This window comes from Leucobacter sp. BZR 635, from assembly GCF_048061935.2.
GTDB lineage: Bacteria > Actinomycetota > Actinomycetes > Actinomycetales > Microbacteriaceae > Leucobacter.
Genome location: NZ_JBLUNZ020000049.1, coordinates 37,375 through 61,660 on the forward strand (window position 1 = coordinate 37,375; position 24,286 = coordinate 61,660).

Annotated in this window: 18 protein-coding genes; 12 read left to right on the forward strand and 6 right to left on the reverse strand. The window is 65.9% G+C overall.

What is annotated here, in order from left to right; genetic code table 11:
• Nucleotides 1–318: 318 nt before the first annotated feature.
• Both ACI1US_RS10330 and ACI1US_RS10335 read left to right on the forward strand, forming a co-directional pair.
• On the forward strand, nt 319–5,421 hold the full coding sequence (locus ACI1US_RS10330) for an SdrD B-like domain-containing protein (protein WP_461640211.1): 5,103 nt from the start codon (nt 319–321) through the stop codon (nt 5,419–5,421).
• Nucleotides 5,422–5,650: 229 nt separating this feature from the next.
• Nucleotides 5,651–6,310: a pentapeptide repeat-containing protein gene (locus ACI1US_RS10335; RefSeq protein ID WP_461640213.1), complete on the forward strand. Its 660-nt coding sequence runs from the start codon at nt 5,651–5,653 to the stop codon at nt 6,308–6,310.
• Between the two features lie 90 nt (nt 6,311–6,400).
• Here ACI1US_RS10335 and ACI1US_RS10340 read toward each other — a convergent pair whose 3' ends face one another.
• A complete protein-coding gene (locus ACI1US_RS10340) occupies nt 6,401–7,069 on the reverse strand; it encodes an HAD hydrolase-like protein (protein WP_461640215.1) in 669 nt (222 codons plus the stop codon).
• Nucleotides 7,070–7,193: 124 nt separating this feature from the next.
• On the opposite strand from ACI1US_RS10340, the gene ACI1US_RS10345 reads away from it, so the two are divergent.
• Together ACI1US_RS10345 and ACI1US_RS10350 are read left to right on the forward strand one after the other, a co-directional pair.
• Entirely contained in the window at nt 7,194–9,404 is a 2,211-nt protein-coding gene (locus ACI1US_RS10345) for a heavy metal translocating P-type ATPase (RefSeq protein WP_461640217.1), read from the forward strand.
• A 106-nt stretch (nt 9,405–9,510) separates the two neighbouring features.
• Nucleotides 9,511–9,960 (forward strand): MarR family winged helix-turn-helix transcriptional regulator, encoded by a 450-nt coding sequence (locus ACI1US_RS10350; protein WP_461640219.1) that lies wholly within the window; start codon nt 9,511–9,513, stop codon nt 9,958–9,960.
• 108 nt (nt 9,961–10,068) lie between these two features.
• On the opposite strand, the gene ACI1US_RS10355 is transcribed toward ACI1US_RS10350, so the two are convergent.
• Both ACI1US_RS10355 and ACI1US_RS10360 read right to left on the reverse strand, forming a co-directional pair.
• Nucleotides 10,069–11,541 (reverse strand): alanine/glycine:cation symporter family protein, encoded by a 1,473-nt coding sequence (locus ACI1US_RS10355; protein ID WP_461640223.1) that lies wholly within the window; start codon nt 11,539–11,541, stop codon nt 10,069–10,071.
• A gap of 68 nt (nt 11,542–11,609) precedes the next feature.
• Nucleotides 11,610–12,014, reverse strand: a complete 405-nt coding sequence (locus tag ACI1US_RS10360) for a YchJ family protein (protein ID WP_461640225.1) — start codon at nt 12,012–12,014, stop codon at nt 11,610–11,612.
• Nucleotides 12,015–12,118: 104 nt separating this feature from the next.
• Here ACI1US_RS10360 and ACI1US_RS10365 point away from each other — a divergent pair, with 104 nt between their 5' ends.
• From ACI1US_RS10365 to ACI1US_RS10375, 3 genes are read left to right on the forward strand one after another with little or no spacing between them, the layout of a single operon-like run.
• Nucleotides 12,119–12,517: a GntR family transcriptional regulator gene (locus ACI1US_RS10365; protein ID WP_059060545.1), complete on the forward strand. Its 399-nt coding sequence runs from the start codon at nt 12,119–12,121 to the stop codon at nt 12,515–12,517.
• Nucleotides 12,517–13,236, forward strand: a complete 720-nt coding sequence (locus ACI1US_RS10370) for an ABC transporter ATP-binding protein (RefSeq protein ID WP_461640228.1) — start codon at nt 12,517–12,519, stop codon at nt 13,234–13,236. The genes ACI1US_RS10365 and ACI1US_RS10370 overlap by 1 nt, the downstream gene beginning before the upstream one ends.
• A complete protein-coding gene (locus tag ACI1US_RS10375) occupies nt 13,233–14,051 on the forward strand; it encodes a hypothetical protein (protein WP_461640230.1) in 819 nt (272 codons plus the stop codon). The genes ACI1US_RS10370 and ACI1US_RS10375 overlap by 4 nt, the downstream gene beginning before the upstream one ends.
• Before the next feature lie 579 nt (nt 14,052–14,630).
• On the opposite strand, the gene ACI1US_RS10380 is transcribed toward ACI1US_RS10375, so the two are convergent.
• Together ACI1US_RS10380 and ACI1US_RS10385 are read right to left on the reverse strand one after the other, a co-directional pair.
• Nucleotides 14,631–15,956 (reverse strand): class I SAM-dependent RNA methyltransferase, encoded by a 1,326-nt coding sequence (locus tag ACI1US_RS10380; RefSeq protein ID WP_461640232.1) that lies wholly within the window; start codon nt 15,954–15,956, stop codon nt 14,631–14,633.
• Nucleotides 15,957–16,008: 52 nt separating this feature from the next.
• Nucleotides 16,009–16,815 carry a hypothetical protein gene (locus ACI1US_RS10385; RefSeq protein WP_461640234.1) on the reverse strand — a complete coding sequence of 269 codons (807 nt, stop codon included), beginning with the start codon at nt 16,813–16,815 and terminating at the stop codon, nt 16,009–16,011.
• A 67-nt stretch (nt 16,816–16,882) separates the two neighbouring features.
• On the opposite strand from ACI1US_RS10385, the gene ACI1US_RS10390 reads away from it, so the two are divergent.
• Nucleotides 16,883–17,572 carry a Maf family protein gene (locus tag ACI1US_RS10390; protein ID WP_461640236.1) on the forward strand — a complete coding sequence of 230 codons (690 nt, stop codon included), beginning with the start codon at nt 16,883–16,885 and terminating at the stop codon, nt 17,570–17,572.
• 3 nt (nt 17,573–17,575) lie between these two features.
• On the opposite strand, the gene ACI1US_RS10395 is transcribed toward ACI1US_RS10390, so the two are convergent.
• Entirely contained in the window at nt 17,576–19,273 is a 1,698-nt protein-coding gene (locus ACI1US_RS10395) for a PucR family transcriptional regulator (RefSeq protein WP_461640238.1), read from the reverse strand.
• Nucleotides 19,274–19,416: 143 nt separating this feature from the next.
• On the opposite strand from ACI1US_RS10395, the gene ACI1US_RS10400 reads away from it, so the two are divergent.
• The 4 genes from ACI1US_RS10400 to ACI1US_RS10415 all read left to right on the forward strand — a co-directional run bounded on the left by ACI1US_RS10400 (nt 19,417) and on the right by ACI1US_RS10415 (nt 23,945).
• Complete coding sequence (locus ACI1US_RS10400) at nt 19,417–20,901, forward strand: CoA-acylating methylmalonate-semialdehyde dehydrogenase (RefSeq protein ID WP_059060518.1); 1,485 nt, start codon at nt 19,417–19,419, stop codon at nt 20,899–20,901.
• Between the two features lie 30 nt (nt 20,902–20,931).
• Nucleotides 20,932–22,323, forward strand: a complete 1,392-nt coding sequence (locus ACI1US_RS10405; RefSeq protein WP_416550004.1) for an aspartate aminotransferase family protein — start codon at nt 20,932–20,934, stop codon at nt 22,321–22,323.
• A gap of 137 nt (nt 22,324–22,460) precedes the next feature.
• Complete coding sequence (locus ACI1US_RS10410) at nt 22,461–22,772, forward strand: DUF2853 family protein (RefSeq protein WP_416550005.1); 312 nt, start codon at nt 22,461–22,463, stop codon at nt 22,770–22,772.
• A 255-nt stretch (nt 22,773–23,027) separates the two neighbouring features.
• The gene (locus ACI1US_RS10415; RefSeq protein ID WP_461640241.1) at nt 23,028–23,945 is read left to right on the forward strand and encodes an AEC family transporter; all 918 of its coding nucleotides are present in this window, start codon (nt 23,028–23,030) and stop codon (nt 23,943–23,945) included.
• The last annotated feature ends 341 nt before the right edge of the window (nt 23,946–24,286 follow it).

Sequence of the window (24,286 nt, forward strand, 5' to 3'; positions counted from 1 at the left end):
TGGGGTGCGCTTGGTTCATAACTACATCTAGTAGTAACACGAATAATGCGCACTGCGCTACGACACGCCGTACTTATAAGTTCGACAAGACGAACTTGGATTGAGAGTGAGGGTTTGGGCGAGCGACTGTCTGTGCTCCTGGCGAAACTTTCCCGCCCGGTTCGCGCGGCGTGGGTGCTGGGGGTAGTATCGACCGGGGTATTCGGGCCTATTTGGGGTAGGCCTGTTTCGAATTTCGGTGCCGCGATCGCGGCACCGACGCAGGGACGCGTTGATTCACACGTGTCCCTATTTTTTGGTTTCTGGGGGGAAGCAACGATGTCTGAGTACATCGCGCCGCGTTCGCGCGCGCGCATTTTCATGAATTGGCTCGCTGGCGCTTTGGTCGCGCTGCTGGTCGTCGGGGGCTTCAGCTCGCCGGCGATGGCAGCCGGGGGGAAGGTCACCGTCTTCCCGGCAGACTCGAACGGCCAGGAGCACGGCGGCATTCCCGTCCTGCCGAGCGGTGATACGTTCGCGTTCCAGCTGGGCTACGGCTCCATGGACGACGGTGCGGTCTCGACCATCACGCTGCCGGAGGGGGTCAAGATTCCCCGTGAGGCGCTCGTCGTGCCTGCGGGGAACACCGCCGTAAAGTCGCTCGAGATCAACGAAGCCGGCCAGTTGGTCGTCACGTTTGTTCCAAAGTTTCCCGGCGACGTCAACCAGGGCGTGCTCGACCTAAAGTTCACCCTCGAAAAGGTTGAGCACTCAGATGTGCGCGAACTTAACTGGGACGTCGACGGAGTTCCGACTTCGCAGCAGATCATCGTCACGAAGCCCGGTGACAAGCCGAGTGCTACGACAGACGGTGCTGACAAGAGCGTCAACCGGCCGAACATCCCGCACACCGTCGTAGGTGGCAAGGTCGACATCGACAAGGCTGTTCTTGGGACGAAGATTCCCTACACACTCACGGTCAAGAGCAAGGAAGCACGTGACGTAGTCGTCACGGACACGCTCGGAAAGCACCTTGCGTTTGTGGAGGGATCCCTCAAGGGCAAGAAGGTTGTGCGTGACAGCAACGATCTCAACCCAGAGGCCACCGACGTGGAGATCTCCACCAATATTTCCGGCGGAAGCTTTGAGCATGCGTTTACGGCCGAGGCAAACTCGGTCTACACCTTCACCTATGAAGCCACGATCGCAGACGCTGCTGCACTTGCCGCGATTCGTGACGAGCTCCAGGTTGCATACGACAAGGTCGCTGGCACCGAGAACGGTGGCGACTACTCGGTCAAGCTCACCAACGGTGCAGATGTATCCGGCACGAAGGTGAACGCCGCTATCTCCATCGGCGGCACGGCAGCTGCGGAAGATCGTCCGGGCGTTGACAAAGCATTTGCGAAGTCGGTTGAGCCAAGGGACGTAGCGCTCGAGAAGCACCTCAAGGGCGGCGAAGCCCTCGCTGAGCCAATCGACCTCACCTACACGCTGACCGCAGACCTCACGAAGTTTGCTGACTTTGCGAACAACGAGAAGTACAAGCTCAAGAACAACGTTGTCATCAAGGACGTGCTCCCGGATGAGGTGGCTTGGGACATTAGCGCGAAGGGTACCTTCCTCTCGCTCACCGATGCGGCCGGCGGCGTGATCGCACTGACTCCAATTGAGACGCTCAAGGGCGACGTCGAGAAGCAGATCGCCTCCGACGACTACAAGTTCCACTACGTCGTCGACGGGCAGCAGCTCTTCGTGAACGTCGGGAAAGACGTGAAGGAGAAGTACACCCTCACCGTCAAGGCGACGCTCCTCGAGCTGCCAGCAGAAGCGTTCGACACGGGCGGCCTCTACATCGACCGCTTCCTGGCGCGCAACACGGCGAACTTCGTCTACGGTGACAACAAGTACCACGGGACGCACGCGGACACCGTTGTTACAACCCCGAAGGATCTTTCGGGTGGTGTTGACGATAGGGACAAGTTCAACAAGACGGCAACCGGCGGTACGCTCACTGCGGTCGAGGGCACCTCGGTCGAGGTCCCATACCGGTTCAAGGTTGGCGATGGGCTGGGCAACGCGCTCACCTCGCGTATCATCGACGCGGTCGATCACGAGATCTTCAACGTGACCGAGGAGACGCTGCCGCAGATCAAGGCATCGATTTCGGGCAAGTACGACTGGAACTTCCCACTTGACGGTGACACCTTCGACGTCACACTCGACAAGGACGGCAACCTCGTCATTGCTCCCAACGCGGCCTTCCCGAAGGAGGCGAGTTGGGGTGCAGCAGCTGCGCCAATGAATAAGGCGTGGGAGATCGAGTTCAAGCTCCCCACCCACGTGCTCAAGGGCAAGCAGACGATCGATATCAAGAACTCTGCGAGCTACGAGGGATCGGATCTCGAATACACCTTCACCTCGAGCTCGCAGACGAAGGCAACGAGCTTCGGTAACGAGATGGAGGTTCAGAAGCGGGTCTATGACGCAAAGAATGATGCCTTCACCACGAACCTCCGCGCCGCAACGGACGCCGACGGTAAGCTCCTCAACGACACGTTCGTGTACCGCGTTGAGCTCATGCCGCACGGTACCTTCTCGAACATGGTTGAGCCCGTCACTGACGTGCTCCCTGACGGTGTCGAGTTCATCGGATTCGTTGCGCCAGAGGACGTGAAGGGTGAGCGGGTCGACTCAAACCTGAGCTACCAGGTCCCAGGGTCGAAGCTCACCGCCAACTTCGACGCGGCTGCGAACACCGTCACGCTCGAGAAGGGCAAGCTCGAGAGCGGAAAGACGGTAAGCCTGTTCTTCAAGGTGAAGCTCGTCGATGCCAAGGAGAACATCGGCGTCACGAACATCATCGGCACCTCGGGTGCCACGATCACGCCGACGAACGACTACCCGCTGAGCCTGCTGAAGCGCGACAGCGCTGACGCTACGAAGCTCATCACGGACTCGGGCGCTCGCTTCTCGGTGCTGACCGAGGACAAGCAGACTGCTGTGCTCGAGGACCTCCAGATCAAGGACGGCAAGATCGTCACCGCGAGCGGCGGCACCCCCGTCGTGAAGCAGCCGGGCAAGTACTGGCTCCGCGAGGACACGGCACCCGCCGGCTACAAGAAGTCGGACGAGCTGCTCGAGATCGGTTTCAAGGCTGATGACTCGGCAAAGGAGGTCGTCTTCTACAACGACCGCCAGAACTTCGCGATCGGCGACTACACCTGGATCGACGCGAACCGCGACGGCATCCAGGACGAGGGCGAAGCAGTGCTCCCCGGCGTCACCGTGGAGCTCATGCAGGGCAAGGACGTCATCGCGACGACCAAGACCGATGAGAACGGCCGCTACCTCTTCGATCTGCTCCCCGCAGGCGAGTACCAGGTGAAGTTCACCCTCACCGAGGAACAGCAGAAGATCTACACCTTCACGTCGCAGACCGTCGGTGGCAACACCGCTGTGGATTCGGACGCAGACCGCGCAACCGGCCTCACGGCCACGATCGTGCTCGGCGAGGATAACCCGAACCTCACGAAGGACTACGAGTTCGGCAAGGTCAAGGCGACCGACGGCATCGACCCGACGTGGGACGCTGGCGTTGTGCTGAAGACCTACGCGATCGGTGACTACACCTGGATCGACACAAACCGCGACGGCGTTCAGAACGATGACGAAGAAATTCTCGCGGGCGTCACGGTCGAGCTGCTCAAGGGCGGCGTGACTGTCTCGACGACCACAACCGACGAGAACGGCCGCTACCTCTTCGACAACCTCGAAGCTGGCGAGTACGAGGTGAAGTTCACGCTGACGGAAGAGCAGCAGCGGGTCTACCAGTTCACCGACCAGGGCAAGGGCGAGTCGGCTGCCGCCGACTCGGACGCGAACCCCGAAACCGGCCTCACCACGACGATCGTGCTCGGCGACTCGAACAAGAACCTGACTCGTGACTACAAGTACGGCATCGTAACCGCCACCGAGGGCATCGACCCGACGTGGGACGCAGGCGTTGTGATGAAGTCGGTCTCTGTGGGTGACTACGTGTGGCTCGACTACGACCGCGATGGCGTGCAGGGCACCAGCCCCGACGAGAAGCCGATTCCGGGCGTGAAGCTCGTGCTCACCGGTCCTGACGGCAAGCCCGTGACCGACGTGTTCGGCAAGGTTGTAGAGCCTGCTGTGACGAACGACGACGGCTTCTACGAGTTCACCGATCTGCCCGTGCTCAAGGCTGGCGAGACCTACACGGTTTCGATCGACCGCGAAGACTCGGGCACGCAGGAGGCGCTTGCGGGCTTGGTTCCGACCAAGACCGGCGGCACCGACGACCGCGAGCTCGACTCCTCGGAGTGGACTGCTGAGTCGCGTGACGATCTCGTCAACAATGGCGATCGTGACTACTCGCTGGACTTCGGGTTCCACTCGAAGTCTGTCTCCGTGGGTGACTATGTGTGGCTCGACACCGACCGCGATGGCATGCAGGGCACCAGCCCCGACGAGAAGCCGATTCCGGGCGTGAAGCTCGTGCTCACCGGTCCTGACGGCAAGCCCGTGACCGACGTGTTCGGCAAGGTTGTAGAGCCTGCTGTGACGAACGACGACGGCTTCTACGAGTTCACCGATCTGCCCGTGCTCAAGGCTGGCGAGACCTACACGGTTTCGATCGACCGCGAAGACTCGGGCACGCAGGAGGCGCTTGCGGGCTTGGTTCCGACCAAGACCGGCGGCACCGACGACCGCGAGCTCGACTCCTCGGAGTGGACTGCTGAGTCGCGTGACGATCTCGTCAACAATGGCGATCGTGACTACTCGCTGGACTTCGGGTTCCAGCACAAGTCCTACGCAATCGGCGACGTTGTCTGGATCGACGCAAACAAGGACGGCGTGCAGGATAACTCAGAGAAGGTGCTGCCCGGTGTCACCGTGGAGCTGTTCCAGGACGGCAAGGTCGTGAAGACCACCACGACCGATGCGAACGGCCGCTACATCTTCGATCAGCTCGCCGCTGGCGAGTACGAAGTGAAGTTCACGCTCACCAAGGAGCAGCAGAAGGTCTATGCGTTCACGAAGCAGCACGCTGGCAACAGCGACGCGGCGGACTCGAACGCTGACCCGAAGACCGGCTTCACCGTGAAGATTGTGCTCGGCGACGACAACGCGAACCTCACGCTGGACTACGAGTTCGGTACCGTGTTGGCTACGCAGGGCATTGACCCGACGTGGGATGCCGGTGTAATCGTCCTCGACCAGGCCGTGCCGAACGTCACGGACCCGGAGGTCACGGATCCGAAGGTGACTGGCCCGAACCCTGCGAACCCGGGTACTCCGGGTGTGAACGAGCTGCCGGCCACCGGCGGATCGCTCCCGCTGGTCGTCGGGGGGATCGCGCTTGCGCTCCTCGTTGCTGGCGCATCGCTGATGCTCTGGCGCCGCCGCACCGCGTAGCGCTGTGACTGCGTAACGCTGTGAACGCGTAACGCACTGAGGGGCCTGGCCCGGCCAACAAGCCGAGCCAGGCCCCTCTTGCGTCCCCGGGGCGCGGCTCCTGGCCGGGAGCAGTGGCGGGACGCGCAAGCCACGCCGCACCCTGGCCGGGGCGCACGAGGCAGCGGGTAGCAGAGCGCGCTCCGCCCCCGTCGCCTGGGGTGTCAGCGGTAGCCGCTAGCGTGAGTGCATGGCGACACGACAGCTCAAGAATGCCCCCAGAATCGATCCGCTGAACCTGCACAACCTTATTGATGGTGAGCCGGGAGATCTGGTCGCCGGCGCCGATCTTGACGGCCTGCGCTTCGAGCGGCCGGAGGTTCCCCGTTCGCTCGCGGGGATCACGCTGCTTGAGTGCGAAGTCGCCGAGCTCGTGACCGACCGCCTCGAGCTCCGCGGCGCGCGGATGCTGGAAACCAGGCTTTCACGATGCTCGGCCCCGACAGTCTCCGCCCACGGCAGCACCTGGCGCGACGCTGAATTGCTCGAGTCGCGTATCGGCGCCATCGAGCTCAGCGACGCGGAGCTGCGTCGGGTCGTCATCGACGGTTCAAAGCTTGGCTGGGTGAACCTGCGGGGATCCAACATTCAAGACGTCGTCTTTCGCAACTGCTCGTTCGACGAACTCGATTTCGGCGGGGCGAAGGTCGCCAGGGTGTCGTTCGAGAACTGCGTCACCGAGAAACTCACCCTGACGCACGCGAAATCGGAGCACCTCGATCTGCGCGGGCTCGAGTTCAGCGCAATCGAGGGCTTTGAGGGATTGCGGGGGTCGATCCTCGGCCACGAGCAGGTAGCGTTGCTCGCCGAGACATTCGCGCGGCACTTTGGTGCGACGATCCAGGACTAACTGGCCCGCTAGCCGGTCCGGCCGCCTGCGCTGGCCGCTCCCGCCCGGCGCCTCGAACGCGAGCGGTAGGCGCGGGCCAGGCGCCGCTGGCTAGGCGAGGATCAGGGCCTGCAGCTCCGCGGGAGTCATCACGTGGTGGGCGGCACCCTGGGCCTCGTCGGTGTGGCCGAAGCCCCAGTCGACGAAGATCACTGGGATCCCGTGCGCGTCGCCACCCTCGACGTCGTGGTAGCGGTCGCCGATGAGCACTGGCCTCGAAATGTCGACCCCGGCAGCCTCGAGACGCTCGAGCGCGCGTGCGACGACGAAGGTCTTGTTGTCGAGCTGGCCCTCCGGGCCCGACCGCGCCCCGGAGAGTGCGGTGAATGCGGGAAGCAGGCCGTAGTGCTCGAGGATCGCGTGCACCTGGACCTCGGGCTTCGTGCTTGCGGTGGCCTGCGGTAGGCCTGCGGCGGCGACCGCGTGAACAACCTCGGGCACGTCGGGATAGAGGTCGACTGAGCTCGCGTAGCCGGGCCCTGAGGAGAGCTTGCGGTAGGCGATGATGGCCTCCTGGGCCTCTGCGGGCGCCATGCCCGCGCGAACCTGGAACGACTCGAGCAGGGGCGGGCCCATCCAGAGTGCGAGCTCATCCGCCGGAGGTGCTGTGCGGCCGAACGACTCAAGTACGGTCGCGAGTCGTTCGGACATGCCGCGGGTGGCGTTCGCGATCGTGCCGTCGACGTCCCACAGAATGCAGCTAAAGGCAGAAGTTTCCATACTTCGATCCTAGGGCTAGCCGCAGCGGTGACATGGGAATAGCCTCGGGGGAGATCTGGTTGTGGCAAATGATACCCCCAGGGGGTACTGTGAAGGTGTCCCAGATTCACTGCGAGGGGGAAGTATGACGAACGAACACGGGCGGCACTCTGATCACGAGGCGCCGGACGCGCACACTGATCATACGGACCACGCTGCGCACGATCCGCACGCCGGTCACGACGCGCACGCTGGTCACGACGCGCATGCCGGTCACGACGCGCACGCTGGTCACGACGCGCATGCCGGTCACGACGCTCATGCCGGCCACGGCGGTGGCGGCCACGACGACCATACGGGGCACGGCGGCCACGAGGGCCACGTCGCTCTGTACCGCCGAATGTTCTGGATCATGCTCGTGCTCGCGATCCCGACCGTGCTGCTCTCCGGCATGTTCGCCTCGATCGTTGGTTACCAGCTGCCCGACATCGACTGGCTGAAGTGGGTCTCTCCGGTGCTCGGCACGGTCATGTACGTCTGGGGCGGCAAGCCGTTCCTTGAGGGCGCCGTCGACGAGATTAAGGCCCGCAAGCCGGGCATGATGCTGCTCATCGCGCTCGCGATCACGGTCGCGTTTCTCGCGTCGTGGGCCGCGACGCTCGGGCTGATCGCCCACGAGCTCGACTTCTGGTGGGAGCTCGCGCTCCTCGTTGTGATCATGCTGCTCGGGCACTGGATCGAGATGCGCTCGCTCGCGCAGACCACCTCGGCGCTCGACTCACTCGCGGCCCTGCTGCCCGACGAGGCCGAGCGTGTGGAGCACGGCGAGATCGTGAAGGTCTCCCTGAGTGAGCTGCGCGTTGGCGACGTCGTCGTCGTGCGCCCGGGTGGTAGCGTCCCCGCGGACGGTCGCGTCGTTGACGGCCGCGCGTCCTTCGACGAATCCATGGTGACCGGAGAGTCGCGCACGGTCGGCCGCGAGGTGGGCGACACCGTCTCGGCGGGCACGGTCGCGACCGATTCGGGCGTGCGCATCGAGGTCACGGCGATCGGCGACGATACGGCGCTGGCAGGCATCCAACGCCTCGTCACCGAGGCCCAGAACTCCTCCTCGCGTGCGCAGCGGCTCGCAGACACCGCGGCCGGCTGGCTGTTCTGGTTCGCGCTCGGTGCGGCCGCCATCACCGCGGTCGTGTGGACGCTCATCGGCAACCCGGATGACGCGATCGTGCGCACCATCACCGTGCTCGTCATCGCCTGCCCCCACGCCCTGGGGCTCGCGATCCCGCTCGTCGTCTCGATTGCGACGGAGCGCGCCGCGCGCGCAGGAATCCTCGTGAAGGATCGCCTCGCGCTCGAGAGCATGCGCCTCGTCGATTCGGTGCTCTTTGACAAGACCGGAACGCTCACCAAGGGCGAGCCGGTGGTCACGCACGTCGACGTCGCGGGCGATTACACGGAGGGCGAGGTGCTCGCCCTCGCGGCGGCCGCTGAGCAGGACAGTGAACACCCGCTCGCGCAGGCCATCGTGCGCGCCGCGGGCGACCGCGGGCTGACGGTGCCCTCATCGACCGATTTCAGTTCGTCACCCGCCGTGGGCGTGACGGCGACCGTTGGCGGCGCGATTGTACGCGTCGGCGGCCCGTACCTGCTCGAGGAAGAGGGCGCCGCCGAGCTGGCCGTTGCCGATGCGTGGCGGGATCGCGGCGCCATCATCCTCCACGTGCTGCGTAGCGGAGAGGTTATCGGGGCGCTCGCCCTGAGCGACGAGATCCGCGAGGAGTCGCGAGACTCGATCCGCGCGCTGCACGCGCTTGGCGTCGAGGTCGTCATGATCACCGGTGACGCCGAGGCCGTCGCGCAGACCGTGGCCGCAGAACTCGGGATCGACCGGGTGCTCGCGGGCGTGCGCCCTGAGGACAAGGCAGCCGAGGTGCTCAAGCTGCAGACCGAGGGGCGACGCGTCGCGATGGTCGGCGACGGCGTGAACGACGCCCCGGCGCTCGCGCAGGCGGATGTGGGCCTTGCGATCGGCGCCGGAACCGACGTGGCGATCGCCTCGGCGGGCGTGATCCTCGCGAGCGACGACCCGCGCTCGGTGGTGTCTGTCATCGAACTCTCGAAGGCGACCTACCGGAAGATGCGGCAGAACCTGTGGTGGGCTGCGGGCTACAACCTGCTCGCCGTGCCGCTGGCCGCGGGCGTACTCGCGCCGGTCGGCTTCGTGCTGCCGATGTCGGTGGGAGCCGTCCTCATGTCGCTATCGACCGTCGTGGTCGCGCTGAACGCGCAGCTGCTGCGCCGGCTCGATCTGCGGCCCGAGGTGACGACCCGGAACGCGCTGAAGGGGGCGTAACACTGTGGCGTATGCCGCCGGGTAGTCTCGGTGGCATACGCACAGCGTGCCGCGCGCGGTCGGGGGACCTGCGAGCAGCGCGCACTTCACAAGAGGGGGAAGCGTCGTGACCGACGGAGAACTTGGCGAGGGCGGTGTCGCGCTCGCCGACCGGCTGAGCTTTCAGCTGTATGCGGCATCGCGGGCGATGGCGGGTGCGTACCGGCGGGAGCTGCGGGCCTTCAACCTGAGCTTCCCGCAGTACCTCACGCTGCGCGCGGTGTGGGAAGGCGATGGCCGCACAGTCTCCGAGATTTGCGCGAGCCTTGAACTCGACTCAGGAACGCTCTCGCCGTTGCTCTCGCGGCTCGAGGCCGCGGGGCTCCTGCAGCGCGAGCGGATCGGAACTGACGGGCGCCAGGTGCGGATTTTTTGCACCGACGCCGGCCGCGAGCTCCGGGCCCGGGTCGAGGCGATCCCCTCCGATATCGAGACCGCGACGGGAATCAGCGAGGAAGAATTCGGGCAGCTGTGTGGGCTGCTCGGTAAACTCCGCTCAGCGGTGAGCGGCGCCTGAGCGCTTCCCTCGCCGGCCCGCAGCCCTGCTGGCCCCGGCGGCCCGGTTCGAGTTGGCAGTTGTTGTCGCTTCGCCGGCGGCCAAGCGACAACAACTGCCAACTCGCTGCTAGCGCGTTGAGCCCGGGGCCTGCGGCACCCTGATCACGCCCGTGACCGAGCGCTCGTCTGCCCACTGCTCGACACCGCGCAGCTCCGGGAGCCTGTCGCGGGTGAACACGGGATCCTTCCCCTCGCGCCGCTGCTGCGTGTAGTCGCGCAGCAGTTTGAATGCGACGCCCGAGAGCAACGCGATCGCGATCAGGTTGATGAGCGCCATGACCCCCATGATGCCGTCCGCGAGGTTCCAGACGATGTCGGCCGAGACGATCGCGCCGGCGAATACCGCGGCAACGGCGAAGACGCGATACCCGGTGAGCACGCGCTTGCCGGCGCTGAGGAACTCGATGTTTGACTCGCCGTAGTAGTAGTTGCCGAGGATCGACGAGAACGCGAGCAGGAAGATAATCACGGTGAGGAGCACGTTCGCCCACGGCCCGAGTGCCCCGGAAATGGCGTTCTGCGTGAGCGCGATGCCCTTCGCTGCTCCCGCGAGGTCGGGGGTGCCGACAAGCACGATGAACGCGGTGATCGAGCAGATCAAGAAGGTGTCGAAGTAGACGCCGAGGGTCTGCACGAGTCCCTGTTTCACCGGGTGCGTCACCGCGGCAGACGCACCCGCGTTCGGGGCCGAGCCGAGGCCAGCCTCGTTCGAGAACATACCGCGCTTGATGCCGGTGAGGATCACGTAGCCGAGCGCCGCCCCCGTCACCTGCTGTGCGCCGAACGCCGACGTGAAGATGGTCGCGAAGACGGCCGGGATCTCCTGAATGTTCAGGCCAACAATGATGAGGCCGAGCAGCAGGTAGAGCAGGGCCATGAGCGGCACGAGCGTCTGGGTCACCGAGGCGATGCGCCTGACGCCGCCGAAGATCACGGCTGCCATGAGGATCGCGAGCGTTGCGCCCGTGACCAGCGGCAGCCAGGAGGGGGTCTCGCCGCCGAAGCTGCCTGAGAGCGTCGCCTGGATCGTGTTGGCCTGGAGCGAGGAGAACGCGATGGGGAAGCAGACGATGAGGACCGCCGAGAAGAGCACGCCCATCCAGCGGGCGCCGAGGCCGCGCTCCATGTAGTACGCGGGGCCGCCGCGGAAGCCCGTCGCATCCTTGGTCTTGTAGAGCTGCGCGAGCGAGGACTCGACGAAGGAGGAGGCACCGCCAATGAAGGCCATGAGCCACATCCAGAAGACGGCCCCGGGGCCGCCGACGGCAATCGCGGTGCCGACGCCGGCGATGTTGCCGACGCCCACGCGGGAGGCCGCGGAGATCGTGAACGCCTGGAACGCGGAGACCGACTGCGGCTTACCGTCCTCACCCTTCGGCGTCTTGTCGGTGAGCGTGCGGAACATGTCCGGGATGAGCCGGAACTGCACGACTCCCGAGCGCACGGTGAGGTACAGGCCGAGCAGGACTACTACGGGGAGAACGAGCCAGGTCCAGAACGTGTCGCCCCAGGTCGCAATGAGATCACTGATCGTTTCCATGGAACGAGCCTAGGTGGATCGATGGGGCCTGGCTAGGGTCTCAGTGTGCTTCTTGAGGGTTTGTGGCCTTATGCCTGCGGCTCGTCGCCGTCAACGTAGAACCAATTGCCGCCCTCGCGCACGAAGCGGCTGCGCTCGCGCTGCTCGAATCTGCCCTCGGGTGTCCTGCCGATCGCGGCGAACGTGACCGTGCCGGCGGTATCGAACGGGCCGCCCTGCTCGGCGGACTCGATGATGAGCCGCAGCCACCTCGTGTCGGCGTCGAGCGCGAGTTCGCTCGGGCGCGTGCTCGCGTGCCAGCTGCGGAGCAGGTGGTCACTCAGGCCGAGCGCGAAGGCGCTGTAGCGGGAGCGCATGAGCTGGGTCGCCGTCGGGGCAGGCCTGCCGTCGTGGATCGGGCCGCAGCACGCAGCGTAGGGGCTCCCGAGCCCGCAGGGGCAGGGGATCGTTGCGTCGGGGTTTGAGCTGCTCACGGATCCACCGTATCCGCATTGCCACTTGCAAACTGTATCACTGTCGTAATACAGTGATACATGACGGGGTTCGTGATCCACACCCCGCAGGAAAGGACCGCACTATGCAGCTCGACGATTCCCGGCCCATCTGGGCGCAGCTCGTCGACGAGTTCCGGCGACGGATCGCGTCCGGCGAATGGCTCAGCGGCCTGAAGGTGCCGTCGGTGCGCGAGCTCGCGCTTGAACTCGGCGTGAACCCGAACACCGTGCAGAAGGCGCTGGGCGAGGTCGACCGGCTCGGCCTCACGGTGCCCGAGCGCACCGCCGGCCGCTTCGTGACGAGCGACCTCCTCGCGATCGAGGCGGCACGCGTCGCGCTCGCCGCAGCCACCGCCGACACTCTCGTCGACACCGCGAGCGGGCTCGGTATGAGTCTCACCGAAACCACCCAACTACTTGCAGCACGCTGGGCGGCGCAGACCGCGCACACCGCACCCGGCGCAGACCGAAAGGACACCTGATGACCGAGCAGCAACTGCTGGCGCCACCAGCCATCGAGGTGCGCGGCCTCACGAAGGCCTATCGCGGCCGCCCGGCCCTGCATAACCTCAACCTCAGCCTCGCGGCGGGCCAGATCGTCGGCCTCATGGGCGACAACGGCTCCGGTAAGACGACGCTGTTGAAGATCCTCGCCGGCGTGCTCGCCGACTGGGAGGGCGAGGCGCGCATCGCGGGCCACGTGCCGGGAGCCGATTCCAAGGCACTCGTGTCGTTCCTGCCCGACGCCTCGTTCCTGCCGGATTACCACAAGCCGCAGGACTCGATCGCGCAGTACGCGAGGTTCTTCACGGACTTCGACGAGGCGAAGGCCCGCGAGATGGTCGACTTCTTTGGCCTGCCGTGGGATCGCAGCCTGAAGGAGATGTCGAAGGGCATGCGCGAGAAGCTCCAGGTGTCGCTCGCGATGAGCCGCCGCGCGCACGTCTACCTCCTCGATGAGCCGATCTCGGGCGTCGACCCGGCATCGCGCGACGTGATCCTCCGCGGGATCATCTCGAACTTCGCCGACGACGCACTCATGTTCGTCTCCACCCACCTCATCCAAGACGTCGAGTCGATCGTCGACTCAGTCGTCTTCCTCCGCGGCGGCCAGGTGCTGCTGCAGGGCGACGCAGACGACCTGCGAGCAGAACACGGCGTCAGCCTCGATGCCCTCTTCCGAAAGGTGTACGCAGCATGATCGGCACGCTCTTCGCGCAGGAGTTCCGCACCACCCGGCGCACCCTGCTGCCCGCGGTCGGCATCATGCTGCTCGCAATCCTCGTGTTCTTCGGCGCCGCGGCGCTCCGCGTGCCGTTCATTGACGGCCTCGCCTTCGGACTCGGGATCGGTGTGACGCTCGTGTTCACCCCGGTCGTGCTCGCCGTGCTCGTCTCAAACTACTGGCGCACGATGTACGGCGCCGAGGGCTACTTCACGATGACGCTGCCGGTGCGCGGCCGCACGCTCTACGCGGCGAAGGTGCTTCACGGGATCGTCGTGAGCCTCGCGGCGCTCGCGATCACCGTCGGCTGTGCCGCGCTCGCAGCGATCGCCTTCGCGCTCATGAAGGGCCAGGGGGCCTTTGACTTCTTGCGTGAGGCGCTCACGACGCTGGATCCGGGGATGGGCTGGTTCATCGGCGGGGCGCTCGTGCTGCAACTCGTGTTCTCGGTGATCGCTGGCGCGACCATGATGTCGGTCGGAGCCGAGGGGCGCTTCAACCACCTGGGCTTCGGTGCCCCGGTGATCGGCACCATCATTCTGTACTTCGTGATGCAGATCGTGAACGTTGTGGGGCTGCTGTTCATCCCGCTCGGTGTTCGCCTGACGGGGCCCGACGCGGGCAGCCTGGTTGCCGAGGGGATGCTCACGGACTTCATGGCCGCGCTCGCCGACCCGAACGCGACGCCCAATGTGATCGGCCTCGGCGTGGTCATCATGCCGCTCATCGCGGCGGTGCTGCTCTGGTGGTGGGGCGCGCGCTCGGTGGATCGCCACACCTCGCTCCGCTAGCCCGGCCCGGCCCGGCCGGCCCCGCCCCCACCACCGCCGAAACAGTATGTGTTCAGCCAGGTCAGGGTTCTTCCACCGCGGAAGACCCCTGACCTGGCCGAAAAGGTATGACCTGAGCCAACGGCGGAGCCCGGGAAACTCCTCATGATTGAGGGTGCACACCTGAGCAATCAGCTCGTGCCTGGCGGTGTGCGCACCCAGTGAGCAATTCCAGCAAGCCCCGCACAGCCGAGGCATATATCCGGCCGCGGGAGCCGCGGAATCTGCTCAACCCGGGCCCGCCGACCTTGACGGCAAGGGCGCGAAGCGCCCGCGCCAGCCCCTTCGAAGGTAATCGCCCGGAAGACCCCCCGCGTGAATCCCAACGCCCCGTGTTATCGATTCCGACCCGTTTTCGGCCCTCGCAAGAGTCGGTCTGAATTAATCGGGGCGGAGAGGAAGCCAGAACTGGGGCGCTGGGCGCTGGAGGCAGGGCGGGGCAAGAGAACGCGAATGCCCGCTCAGGGGATCCTGAACGGGCATTCGCGATACGTCGGTGAAGCGTGCGCAGCGCAGTGCAGAGCGCCCGCCGCCCGCCGCCTACTCGCCGCGGCTGAAGACCGCGAGCGACTCGAAGTGGTGCGTGTGCGGGAAAATGTCGAACGCGCGCAGCTCGAGCAGGTCGTAGCCCGAGTCGAGCAGCGACTTCGTGTCGCGCGCGAGCGCCACCGGGTCGCAGGCGACGTAGACAATGTTCGCGGGGGAGAGCTGCGCGAGCTGCGCGGTGACATCTCCGCCAGCGCCCGAGCGGGGCGGATCAAGCACGACGGTGCCGCGGCGCAGTCGGTCGCGCACGGGTGCCGCCGCGTCGAGCAGCTCGGCCAGGTGGCGATCCACGCGGGCGGTGATTGCGCGCGCGCCCACGATCTCCGACAGGTTCTCAGCAGCATTGTCGGTCGCTGCCGGGTCGGACTCGACCGAGGTGATCTTCAGGCCGGGGCCCGCGGCCTCAGCCATGGCGGCTGCGAGGAGACCTGCGCCGCCGTAGAGATCGAGGTTCGCAGCTGCCGGGTCGAACTGGCCGGCCTCGATGAGCTCTGCGACCGCGTCGTGCACCGCACCGAACAGCATCGAGGGTGCCTCGCGGTGCACCTGCCAGAAGCCGCCGGCGCGCACCATGAAGCCACGATCCTCGACGAGCTCGCCGACGAGATCCTTCTCTCCGCGCCGCTCCTTCGCCCCGACCTCGGTGAACAGCATGCGGGGGTCGTCGTTCGACGGGTCGATGAGATCGATCGTCTGCAGGCCGCGCATCGCTTCGAACAGCGGCGCGATCTGGTTCACGCCCTCGGTTGCGAGCGGCAGCGAGGAAACGGGGATCACGGTGCGGCTGCGCGCAGCGTACGGCCCGGCCGCGCCGGTCTCTGGATCGACGTGGAGGCGTACGCGAGTGCGGTAGCCGAGGCCGTTCGCCTCGTCGTCACCCGGGGCTGCCTCGACGAGCTCGGCGAGGGTTTCGGCGAAGTCCTCGCCCTCCTCGCTTGCGAGCTCGATGTCGCCGAAGCGTGCCATCGAGTCGACGAGCACCTCAGCCTTGAGCACGCGCTGGCGTGCCAGGTCGATGTGGCCGAATTCGGCGCCTCCCGCACGTTCGGCGGGATCGCGCTCGACCGACGCCTCGTCCCAGACGTGGTCGCGGCGGTCGGCCGAGGCGTCAAGCACGCGGGTGACCGCTGCGCGTGCGAATGACTTCTTCTTCTGGTCGGTGACGCGGGCAAGCACGCGCTCGCCGGGGATCGCGTCGGCGACGAACACCACACGTCCGTCGTGGCGTGCAACACTCACCCCGCCGTGGGCCATACCGGTGATTTCGAGCTCGATCTCGGAGCCGATTTCGAGGGGCGTGCTTTCGCGCTGTTCAGACATGTCCACTATTCTCCCACGGCTGAGCTGTGCAGCCGTGAGAGAAAGACTGTGGTTATCCCTGCAACGTGGAAGCGTCGGCGATCTCGTCCGCCGCGGGTGCCGTCACGGTGACGGGTTCGCCCCACGCAGTGAACTCCTGCGAGAGGGTGCCCACCCCGCCGACGTTCGGCATAACGATGCGACGTGGCAGGTCATCCGGGCCGACGAACATGTCGTAGACGGTGGTCTCGCCGAGCGCGGCGACGATGTCGTCGATGTTGACACCCTCCTGCGGCTGGGCTTCGAACATCTTCTTCGTGTCGAGTGTCAGCGTGAGCTGTGTGGTCGTAACGCCGTCTATCTCCGGCCCCTTGGGATCCGCCTTGAAATCGGTGAGCGCATCGCCGAACCCGGCGACCTGAGCGCCCGGGTTCATCTGGTCGAGCATCGCGCTAATGTCACCCGCGCCGCCGGGCATGTTAGAGAGATCGAAGAACTTGCCCTGCGAGAGCTCGCCCATGTTCATGAACATCTTGCCATCGACGAGACGAACGTCAGCGTCCATGCCGCCCGCGTTCATCTGCATCTGCATCTGCACCTTCTGCGGATCCTCATTCACGACCATGTCGGCCTCGATCGTGCCTTCCACGGAGTCACCCATGTCCATCGTGATGTGCACGGAACCAGCTTCGAGCTGTGCCTTGGACATGCGGTCAGCGAAGTTGTCCTTCGTGAGGGGTCCCTGCGCCTCTGCGACGTTCGATGATGAGCCGCCAGCGTTGCCCTCACTGGTCGCGCCCGGGGAACTGCAGCCGGTGAGCACGAGCCCACCTGCGAGGAGAAGGGAGGCGGTAACGGAGGCTGTACGTGAAAGCTTCATGCTCTAACGGTAACGAACCTGCGCCCACAGCACGAGCCCGCGGCACAAATTGCATAGGCTTGCGAGTATGCGTTTGATCCTTGCCTCGACCTCGCCCGCTCGACTGTCAGTGCTCAGGGGAGCCGGCATCGAGCCAGTGTGCTTTGCCCCGGAAGTCGACGAGGATGCGGAGGTGCGTGCGCGCGAGACCGAGATCGGTCGGGCGCTCACGGCTCCCGAGCTCACCGAGTACCTGGGCCGGTTGAAGGCCGAGGACGTCGTGCGTCGCCACGCTGCCGACATCGCTGAGCTCGGCGGCGGGCTCGTGCTCGGCGGAGACTCGATGTTTCTGCTCGACGGCGAGGTGCTCGGCAAGCCGCACCTGCCAGATGTCGCGCTTGAGCGCTCGAAGCAGCACCGCGGGAAGACCGGCGTGCTGCACTCGGGGCACTGGCTCATTGACTGCACGGACGGCGCCGCCGGCAAGACTGACGCAGCAAGCTGCCCCGCAGCGGGATCCGTCGACACCGCGAAGGTCACCCTTGCGGCGGATGTCACCGATGCCGAACTCGCTGCCTACGTGGCGACGGGGGAGCCGCTGCAGCTCGCGGGCGGCTTCGCGATTGACGGGCTTGCGGGGGCGTTCATCGAGCGGATCGAGGGCGCACCGAGCTGCGTGATTGGGTTGTCGCTGCCTGCGCTGCGCCGTCTCGTGCGCGAGCTCGGCCACGACTATCCGGAGCTGTGGACGGGCGGATCACCGGTCGCGACCGCCTAGCGGTTACAGCTCGCCCCGCGCGAGCAGCGCGACGGTGAGCGCGGCGATCGTCTCCCCGTCGGCGAGTTCCGCTCCGGTGAGCTCCTCGATGAGCGCGATGCGCTGGTAGAAGACCGACCGCGACATTCGTGCCTGCTGCGCCGCGAGTGAGCGGTTCGTCGGGTGCGTGAGGTACGCCGCGAGCACGGTCACGAGGTCGCCGCTGTGCCCGGTGCCGCTCATGCGGTCGTGCTCGAACAGGGGGTCGAGCAGGCTGCTCGCGAACTCCTGCAGCTCGGGGGCGGCGGCGAGGCCCCGCACGAGGTACGCGAGCGGCCGTTCTTCCGCCAGCTGCACGGTGACCCTGGCGGGCGTTGCTCCCCGTGTGGCGGCGCTGACCCCAGCGGGGGATCCTGCGGGCGAGCCCGCCGCGGCGACCCGCTCGAGCGAAGAAATGAGCGCGCGCGGCCGAGTCGCGGTCACCCCGATGCTCAGGTGGGCTCGCCACGACGGCGGCGTGGTCTCGGGCAGCATCATGCCGATTTCGTGGGCGAGCCGCGCTGCGAGCGGATGCTGTTGCGGCGTTGCGGCGTGTGAAAGCCGTGGATCCCCGGGCGGGAACGACATGAGCGCAAGGAGGGTGCGGGGAGCTCCCAGCGATTCCGGCGCGGGTGCGAGGATCACCCGTGCCTCCGGCGCGACCGCCCTGCGCAGCGCGGTCTGGAGGATCGCGGCCTCGAGTGACTCGTGGGCGCCGAAGTCGCCCGTTCCGGTGAGCGTCGCGCCGAGAAGCACACGGTGCTCGAGCGGGAGCCCGCCCGCGGCGAGCTGGCTGGCGAGCTCGCGCTCACCGGAGTATCGGCCGGACAAGACGGCGTCGAAGAGGCGCTTCGAGCCGAGATCCAGCCACGTCTCGCCGTCGGCGTCCGCGAGCCGCGCGAGCGCGAGCGCGAAGGCCCCGAGCTCGAGCACCGTCTCCCGTCCGGCGGCGTGCGGCGGGCCGGGCAGCGCGGTGAGCCACCCCCAGCGGGTTCCCTGCGCCTCGACGGGGACCCGCGTTGCGGCGGCAGGCAGATCAGGATCGGCGCCGTGAACCAGGCGCTCGGGTGCCGCCCAGTGCTTAAGCACTCCGGCGTCTCCGCCTGACCACGCGACGACGCGGTGCCCGGCATCTTCGAGCACGACGGGGGATCCGAGGGTGGCAGCGATGCGATCCACCACGTAGTCAACCGGGCTGCGATTCAGCCCGAGTTCGGTGAGCATCGCGTGCACCTCGGCGCGTGCCTCAAGCGCCTCGTTTTGTGCCGCGAGCACTCGTTGGTGCACCCGCTGGGTGATCTGCACGAAGCGGACGACACGGTGCAGCACGATGAGCGGGATGCCGTGAGCGACGCAGGCCGCGGTGAGCGCGGGCGGGGTTGCGTCGAAGTGAGTGCCGAGTTCAAACACGATCCCGGCGGGATCTGCCACGACGAGGGTACGCATGAGCGCGTCGAGTTCGGCTGACTCGCCGTGGCCTGGCGGCCAGCCCGCCCCGGTGGTGAGCACGAGCTCGCCGCCGTCGAGGAGCCCGGGGGCCTCGCGCCCAGCGACGACGTGTGCCCATCTGACGCGGCGTTCGAGCCCGGTGTCGCCCGTCACGAGTTCTGGGGCGCCGGCAGCGAGCTCTGGGATTCTGAGGACATCGCTGACGCTGGGGTACGGCTCGAGGGTTTCGGTCACGTACAAAGTGTACGGAGAATGCGGCAAGTTGCGATAGTTTGCCGGGTGCTGTGATCAAACTCCGCTGAAATACTGGGAACATCACGGGCTGAAACGCTCGAACATATTGCGTGAATACGCACCACTCGAGAGGCAGAGCAACAATGGCGCACATTCCCCATGTCATCGGCGGCGAAAAGATTGAGGCCGCTGAGCGGACCCAGCCCATCTTCAACCCGGCGACCGGCGAGCAGCAGCACGAACTCGGTATCGCATCGGTCGAGACCGTCGAGCGGGCAGTAGCCGCGGCCCAGGCCGCGCTGCCGATGTGGCGCAAGACCAGCCTCACTAAGCGTGCGGATGTCTTCTTCAACCTTCGTCAGCTGCTCAAGCAGCGCACCCCCGAGCTCGCGGCAATCGTCACGAGCGAGCACGGCAAGGTGCTCTCGGACGCGGCAGGCGAGATCGCCCGTGGCCTCGAGAACGTCGAGTTCGCCTCGGGCCTGCTGCACCTCCTCAAGGGTGAGCGCGACGAGCAGGTCTCGACCGGCGTTGATGTGCACTCGGTGAAGCAGCCGGTCGGCGTTGTCGCCTGCATCACCCCCTTCAACTTCCCGGTCATGGTGCCGCTGTGGATGATCGCCTCGGCAATCGCCTGCGGCAACACCGTCGTGCTCAAGCCCTCCGAGCGCGACCCCTCCGCATCGGTCTTCATCGCTGACCTCTTCCGCGAGGCTGGCCTGCCCGACGGCGTGCTCAACGTGGTCCACGGCGACAAGGTTGCGGTCGACACCCTGCTCGACGCCCCCGAGGTCAAGGCGATCAGCTTCGTTGGATCCACCCCGATCGCGAAGTACATCTACGAGCGCGCGGCTGGCAACGGCAAGCGCGTGCAGGCGCTCGGCGGCGCAAAGAACCACATGCTGGTCATGCCCGACGCGGACCTCGACATGACGGCGGACGCCGCGGTCTCGGCCGCATACGGCTCAGCGGGCGAGCGCTGCATGGCGGTCTCGGTCGTCGTCGCAGTCGGCGACGTCGGTGATGCGCTCGTGCAGAAGATCGCCGACCGCATGGCAGACCTGAAGATCGGTGACGGCACCGATCCCGCCTCCGAGATGGGCCCGCTCATCACGCAGGACGCGAAGGATCGCGTCGAGTCCTACGTCGCAGGCGCGGCTGCCGAGGGTGCAACCGTCGTCGTCGATGGCCGTGAGGCTGAGTTCGCGGGCGGCGGCTTCTTCACGGGCGTCTCGCTCATCGACCACGTGCAGACGAACAGCAAGGTGTACCGCGACGAGATCTTCGGGCCGGTCCTCGCGGTGGTCCGCGTCGACAGCTACGAGGATGGCCTGCAGCTCATCAACGACCACCAGTTCGGCAACGGCACCGCGATCTTCACCCGCGACGGTGGCGTCGCGCGCCAGTTCGAGTTCGAGGTTGAGGCAGGCATGGTTGGCATCAACGTGCCGATCCCTGTGCCCGTCGGATCCTTCTCCTTCGGCGGCTGGAAGGATTCGCTCTTCGGCGATTCCCACATCTACGGCCCCGAGTCGATCCACTTCTACACCCGCTCGAAGGTCGTCACGACCCGCTGGCCGAACGCCGAACCGTCCAAGGTTGACCTCGGTTTCCCGAGCAACAGCTAACCTCACTGCTAGAGCAAAGGAGCAACACACATGGCTGACTACACCGACCTCAATGGCGCAGAGCAGAGCTTCGGCGACACCGACGCCCAGCGCGAGGTGCGCGCAAACGACCGCGACTACGTCTTCCACTCGTGGTCGGCGCAGGGAGCGATCAACCCGCTGCCGATCGCCAAGGGCGAGGGCGCCTCGTTCTGGGACTACGACGGCAACGAGTTCCTCGACTTCTCGTCGCAGCTCGTCAACCTGAACCTCGGGCACCAGCACCCCGGCCTCGTCAAGGCCATCCAGGAGCAGGCGGGACGCCTGTCGACGATCCAGCCCGCGATGGCAAACGACGTGCGCGGCGAGCTCGCCAAGCGCATCGTCGAGCACTCCTTCGAGGGTGCCCGCTCGGTGTTCTTCACCAACGGCGGCGCCGAGGCGATCGAATACGCCGTGCGCATGGCGCGTCAGTCGACTGGCAAGCGCAAGATCCTCTCGCGCTACCGCTCGTACCACGGCTCGACCGGCACCGCGATCACCATGACCGGTGAGCCGCGTCGCTGGGCAAACGACGTCATCGACGGGGAGGTCGTGCACTTCTTCGGCCCCTTCCTCTACCGCAGCGCCTTCTGGGCGACCACGCCGGAGGAAGAGGCCGAGCGGGCCCTCGCTCACCTCGAGCAGCAGATCCAGCTCGAGGGTGCGAGCACCATCGCGGCGATTGTGCTCGAGACCGTCACCGGCACCAACGGCGTGCTCGTGCCGCCGCCCGGGTACCTTCCCGGCGTCCGCGAGCTCTGCGATAAGTACGGGATCCTGTTGATCTGCGACGAGGTGATGGTCGGCTTCGGCCGCACCGGTGAGTGGTTCGCATACCAGGGCTTCGACGTGAAGCCCGACCTGGTGACCTTCGCGAAGGGCGTGAACTCGGGCTACGTGCCGCTCGGCGGCGTCGTGATCTCGGAAGACGTGCACAACGCGTTCCTTGACCGCGCGTTCCCCGGCGGGCTCACTTACTCGGGCCACCCGCTCGCGTGTGCTGCCGGCGTCGCCACCTTCGACATCTTTGAAGCAGAGGGCATCATCGAGCGCGTGCGCGATCTGGGATCGCGAATCATCGAGCCGCGCCTGCGCGAGTTCGCTGAGAAGCACAAGTCGGTCGGTGAGTACCGCGGCAAGGGCCTGTTCTGGGCCCTCGAACTGGTGCTGGATCGCGAGACCCACGAGCCGCTCGTGCCGTTCAACGCGGGTGGCGAGGCTGCGGCCCCGTTCAACGCGGTGGTGGCTGCGTGCAAGTCGGCTGGGCTCTGGCCGTTTGCTGCGGGTAACCGCCTGCAGATCGCGCCGCCGCTCGTGATCAGCGAGGAAGATCTCGTTCGCGGTCTCGACATCATTGATGCGGCGCTCGACGTTGCGGATAGCTACTACACCGGTAAGTAGTTCGGTGTCGAAGAGGGGCCTGGTTCACAGAAACCGGGCCCCTCTTGTGTTGGCCCTATATCTTTTTCAGGCGCCGCGCCAGAATGGACAGGAACCCCAAAGACGGGGGATAGATTTCCAAGGAAGGATCCGTTCTTATGAGCGCTCTCGAAGACATCAAGAAGTACGCCCCGAACGCGAGCGACGCCGTTGTCGCCGAAATGGAGAAGACGTACGCGCTTGCGCTGACGAACGCTGACGCGCGCCTCGTCTCCTACAGTGATCCGGCAGAGCTTGCACGAGTGCGCGAGAGCTTCGTGAAGAACAAGCTTGGCGTCACCGACTCTGACGCATCGATCGACGAAGCGATTGCCACCGTCGGTGACCAGGTGCCAGGCCACAAGCAGCGCATGACTGTCTACTACCTCCTCGCCGCACACTACGGCAAGCTCGGCGTCTTCGGAGGCTAACGGGCGGCCCCCGCGGGGCCTGGTGGCCTGGTGACCCAACCCTTGGCTGCCCAACCCTTGGTAGCCCAGCCCCTCGCTGCCCAGCCCCTTGGCTTCCCAACCCTTGGTAGCCCAACCGCTCTGCTCATGTCATGGCTCCTCAGCGAGGTCATCCCTTTTCAGCCGTCGAAAAGGGATGACCTCGCTGAGTCAGGATGGACTGAGCGGCGCGCGGGAGTAGGCTGAGCGCAGAACATCCACCCAGGAGAGGCACCGTTGCTTGACGCACTGACAGGCTTTGTCGTGGTTGGGTTCGCCATCTTCGTCGGGTGGATTCTCGGTCGCACGGGCGTGCTCAACGCTTCCTCGCGCGCGACGCTGAGCGGGCTCGTGTTCTGGGTACTCTCGCCAGCGTTGCTCTTCGTCGTGCTCTCGCAGGCCGACGTCGACGTGCTGTTCTCATCGCTGCTACCCGTGTCAGCACTTGCCGCCCTCGCCGTGATCGGTGGCTACGCCCTCGTTTCGAAGCTCTTCTGGAAGCGATCTGCCGCCGAAACACTCATCGGAGCGCTCGCCGCCGGGCAGGTGAACGCAAACAACATCGGCATTCCGCTGTCGCTCTACATTCTGGGAAGCGCGGCCTACCCTGCACCGATTGTGCTGTTTCAGCTCCTCGTGCTCACGCCGGTGTCTCTGTCGATTCTCGAGGCTGCAGCGAGCGGCCGGTTTCAACTGGGCGCCATCTGGCGGGCGCTGCGCAACCCGATCATCATCGCTTCTGCGCTCGGAACCGCGGTGTCGATGAGCGGTGTGACGCTGCCCACGATCGTGTTTGCGCCGATCGAGCTCATCGCCAACGCCTGTGTTCCCGTGCTCCTCATCAGCTTTGGGGTGTCGCTGCACGGACAGCGCGTACTGAGCTCGGGCGGGCACCGTGGTGAGGTAATCCTCGCGAGCACCCTGAAGCTGTTCGTCATGCCCGCGGTCGCGTGGCTCGCCGCGAGCTACGTGTTCGGCTTGGGGCCGGCGGAGGTGCTTATCGTGGTCGTGCTCGCGGCGCTGCCGAGCGCCCAGAACGTGTTCAACTATGCGCAGCATTTCGGGGTCGGGGAGGCAGTCGCGCGCGACACCGTGCTCATCACGACCATCGGGTGCGTCCCCGTGCTGTTCCTCGCGACGGTGCTGTTGGGCTGACGCCAGTGCTGCTGGGCTCAAGCCAGTGCTGCTGGGCTCAAGCCAGTGCTGCTGACCTGACGCCGCTCCTGGTGAACTGTCCACCCCCGAGTCATCTATTCCACCCCGTGTTTGCCCTTCGCAAGGGTCGGTCTAGATTAATCGGGGCAGTGAGGATGCCAAGCGGGCGCCCCTTTCACCCACGCAGCGCTAGTTTGACTCGCGGACAAGCGCGGTCGTAGGATCCCCTAACAACCATTAGTTAGGTGGACCATGACTCGGTCACGAATACTGCACGCAGCGCTGCAGCGGTTTTCTCGCGGCGACTACTCCGAAACGTCGCTCAAAGACATCGCCGGAGA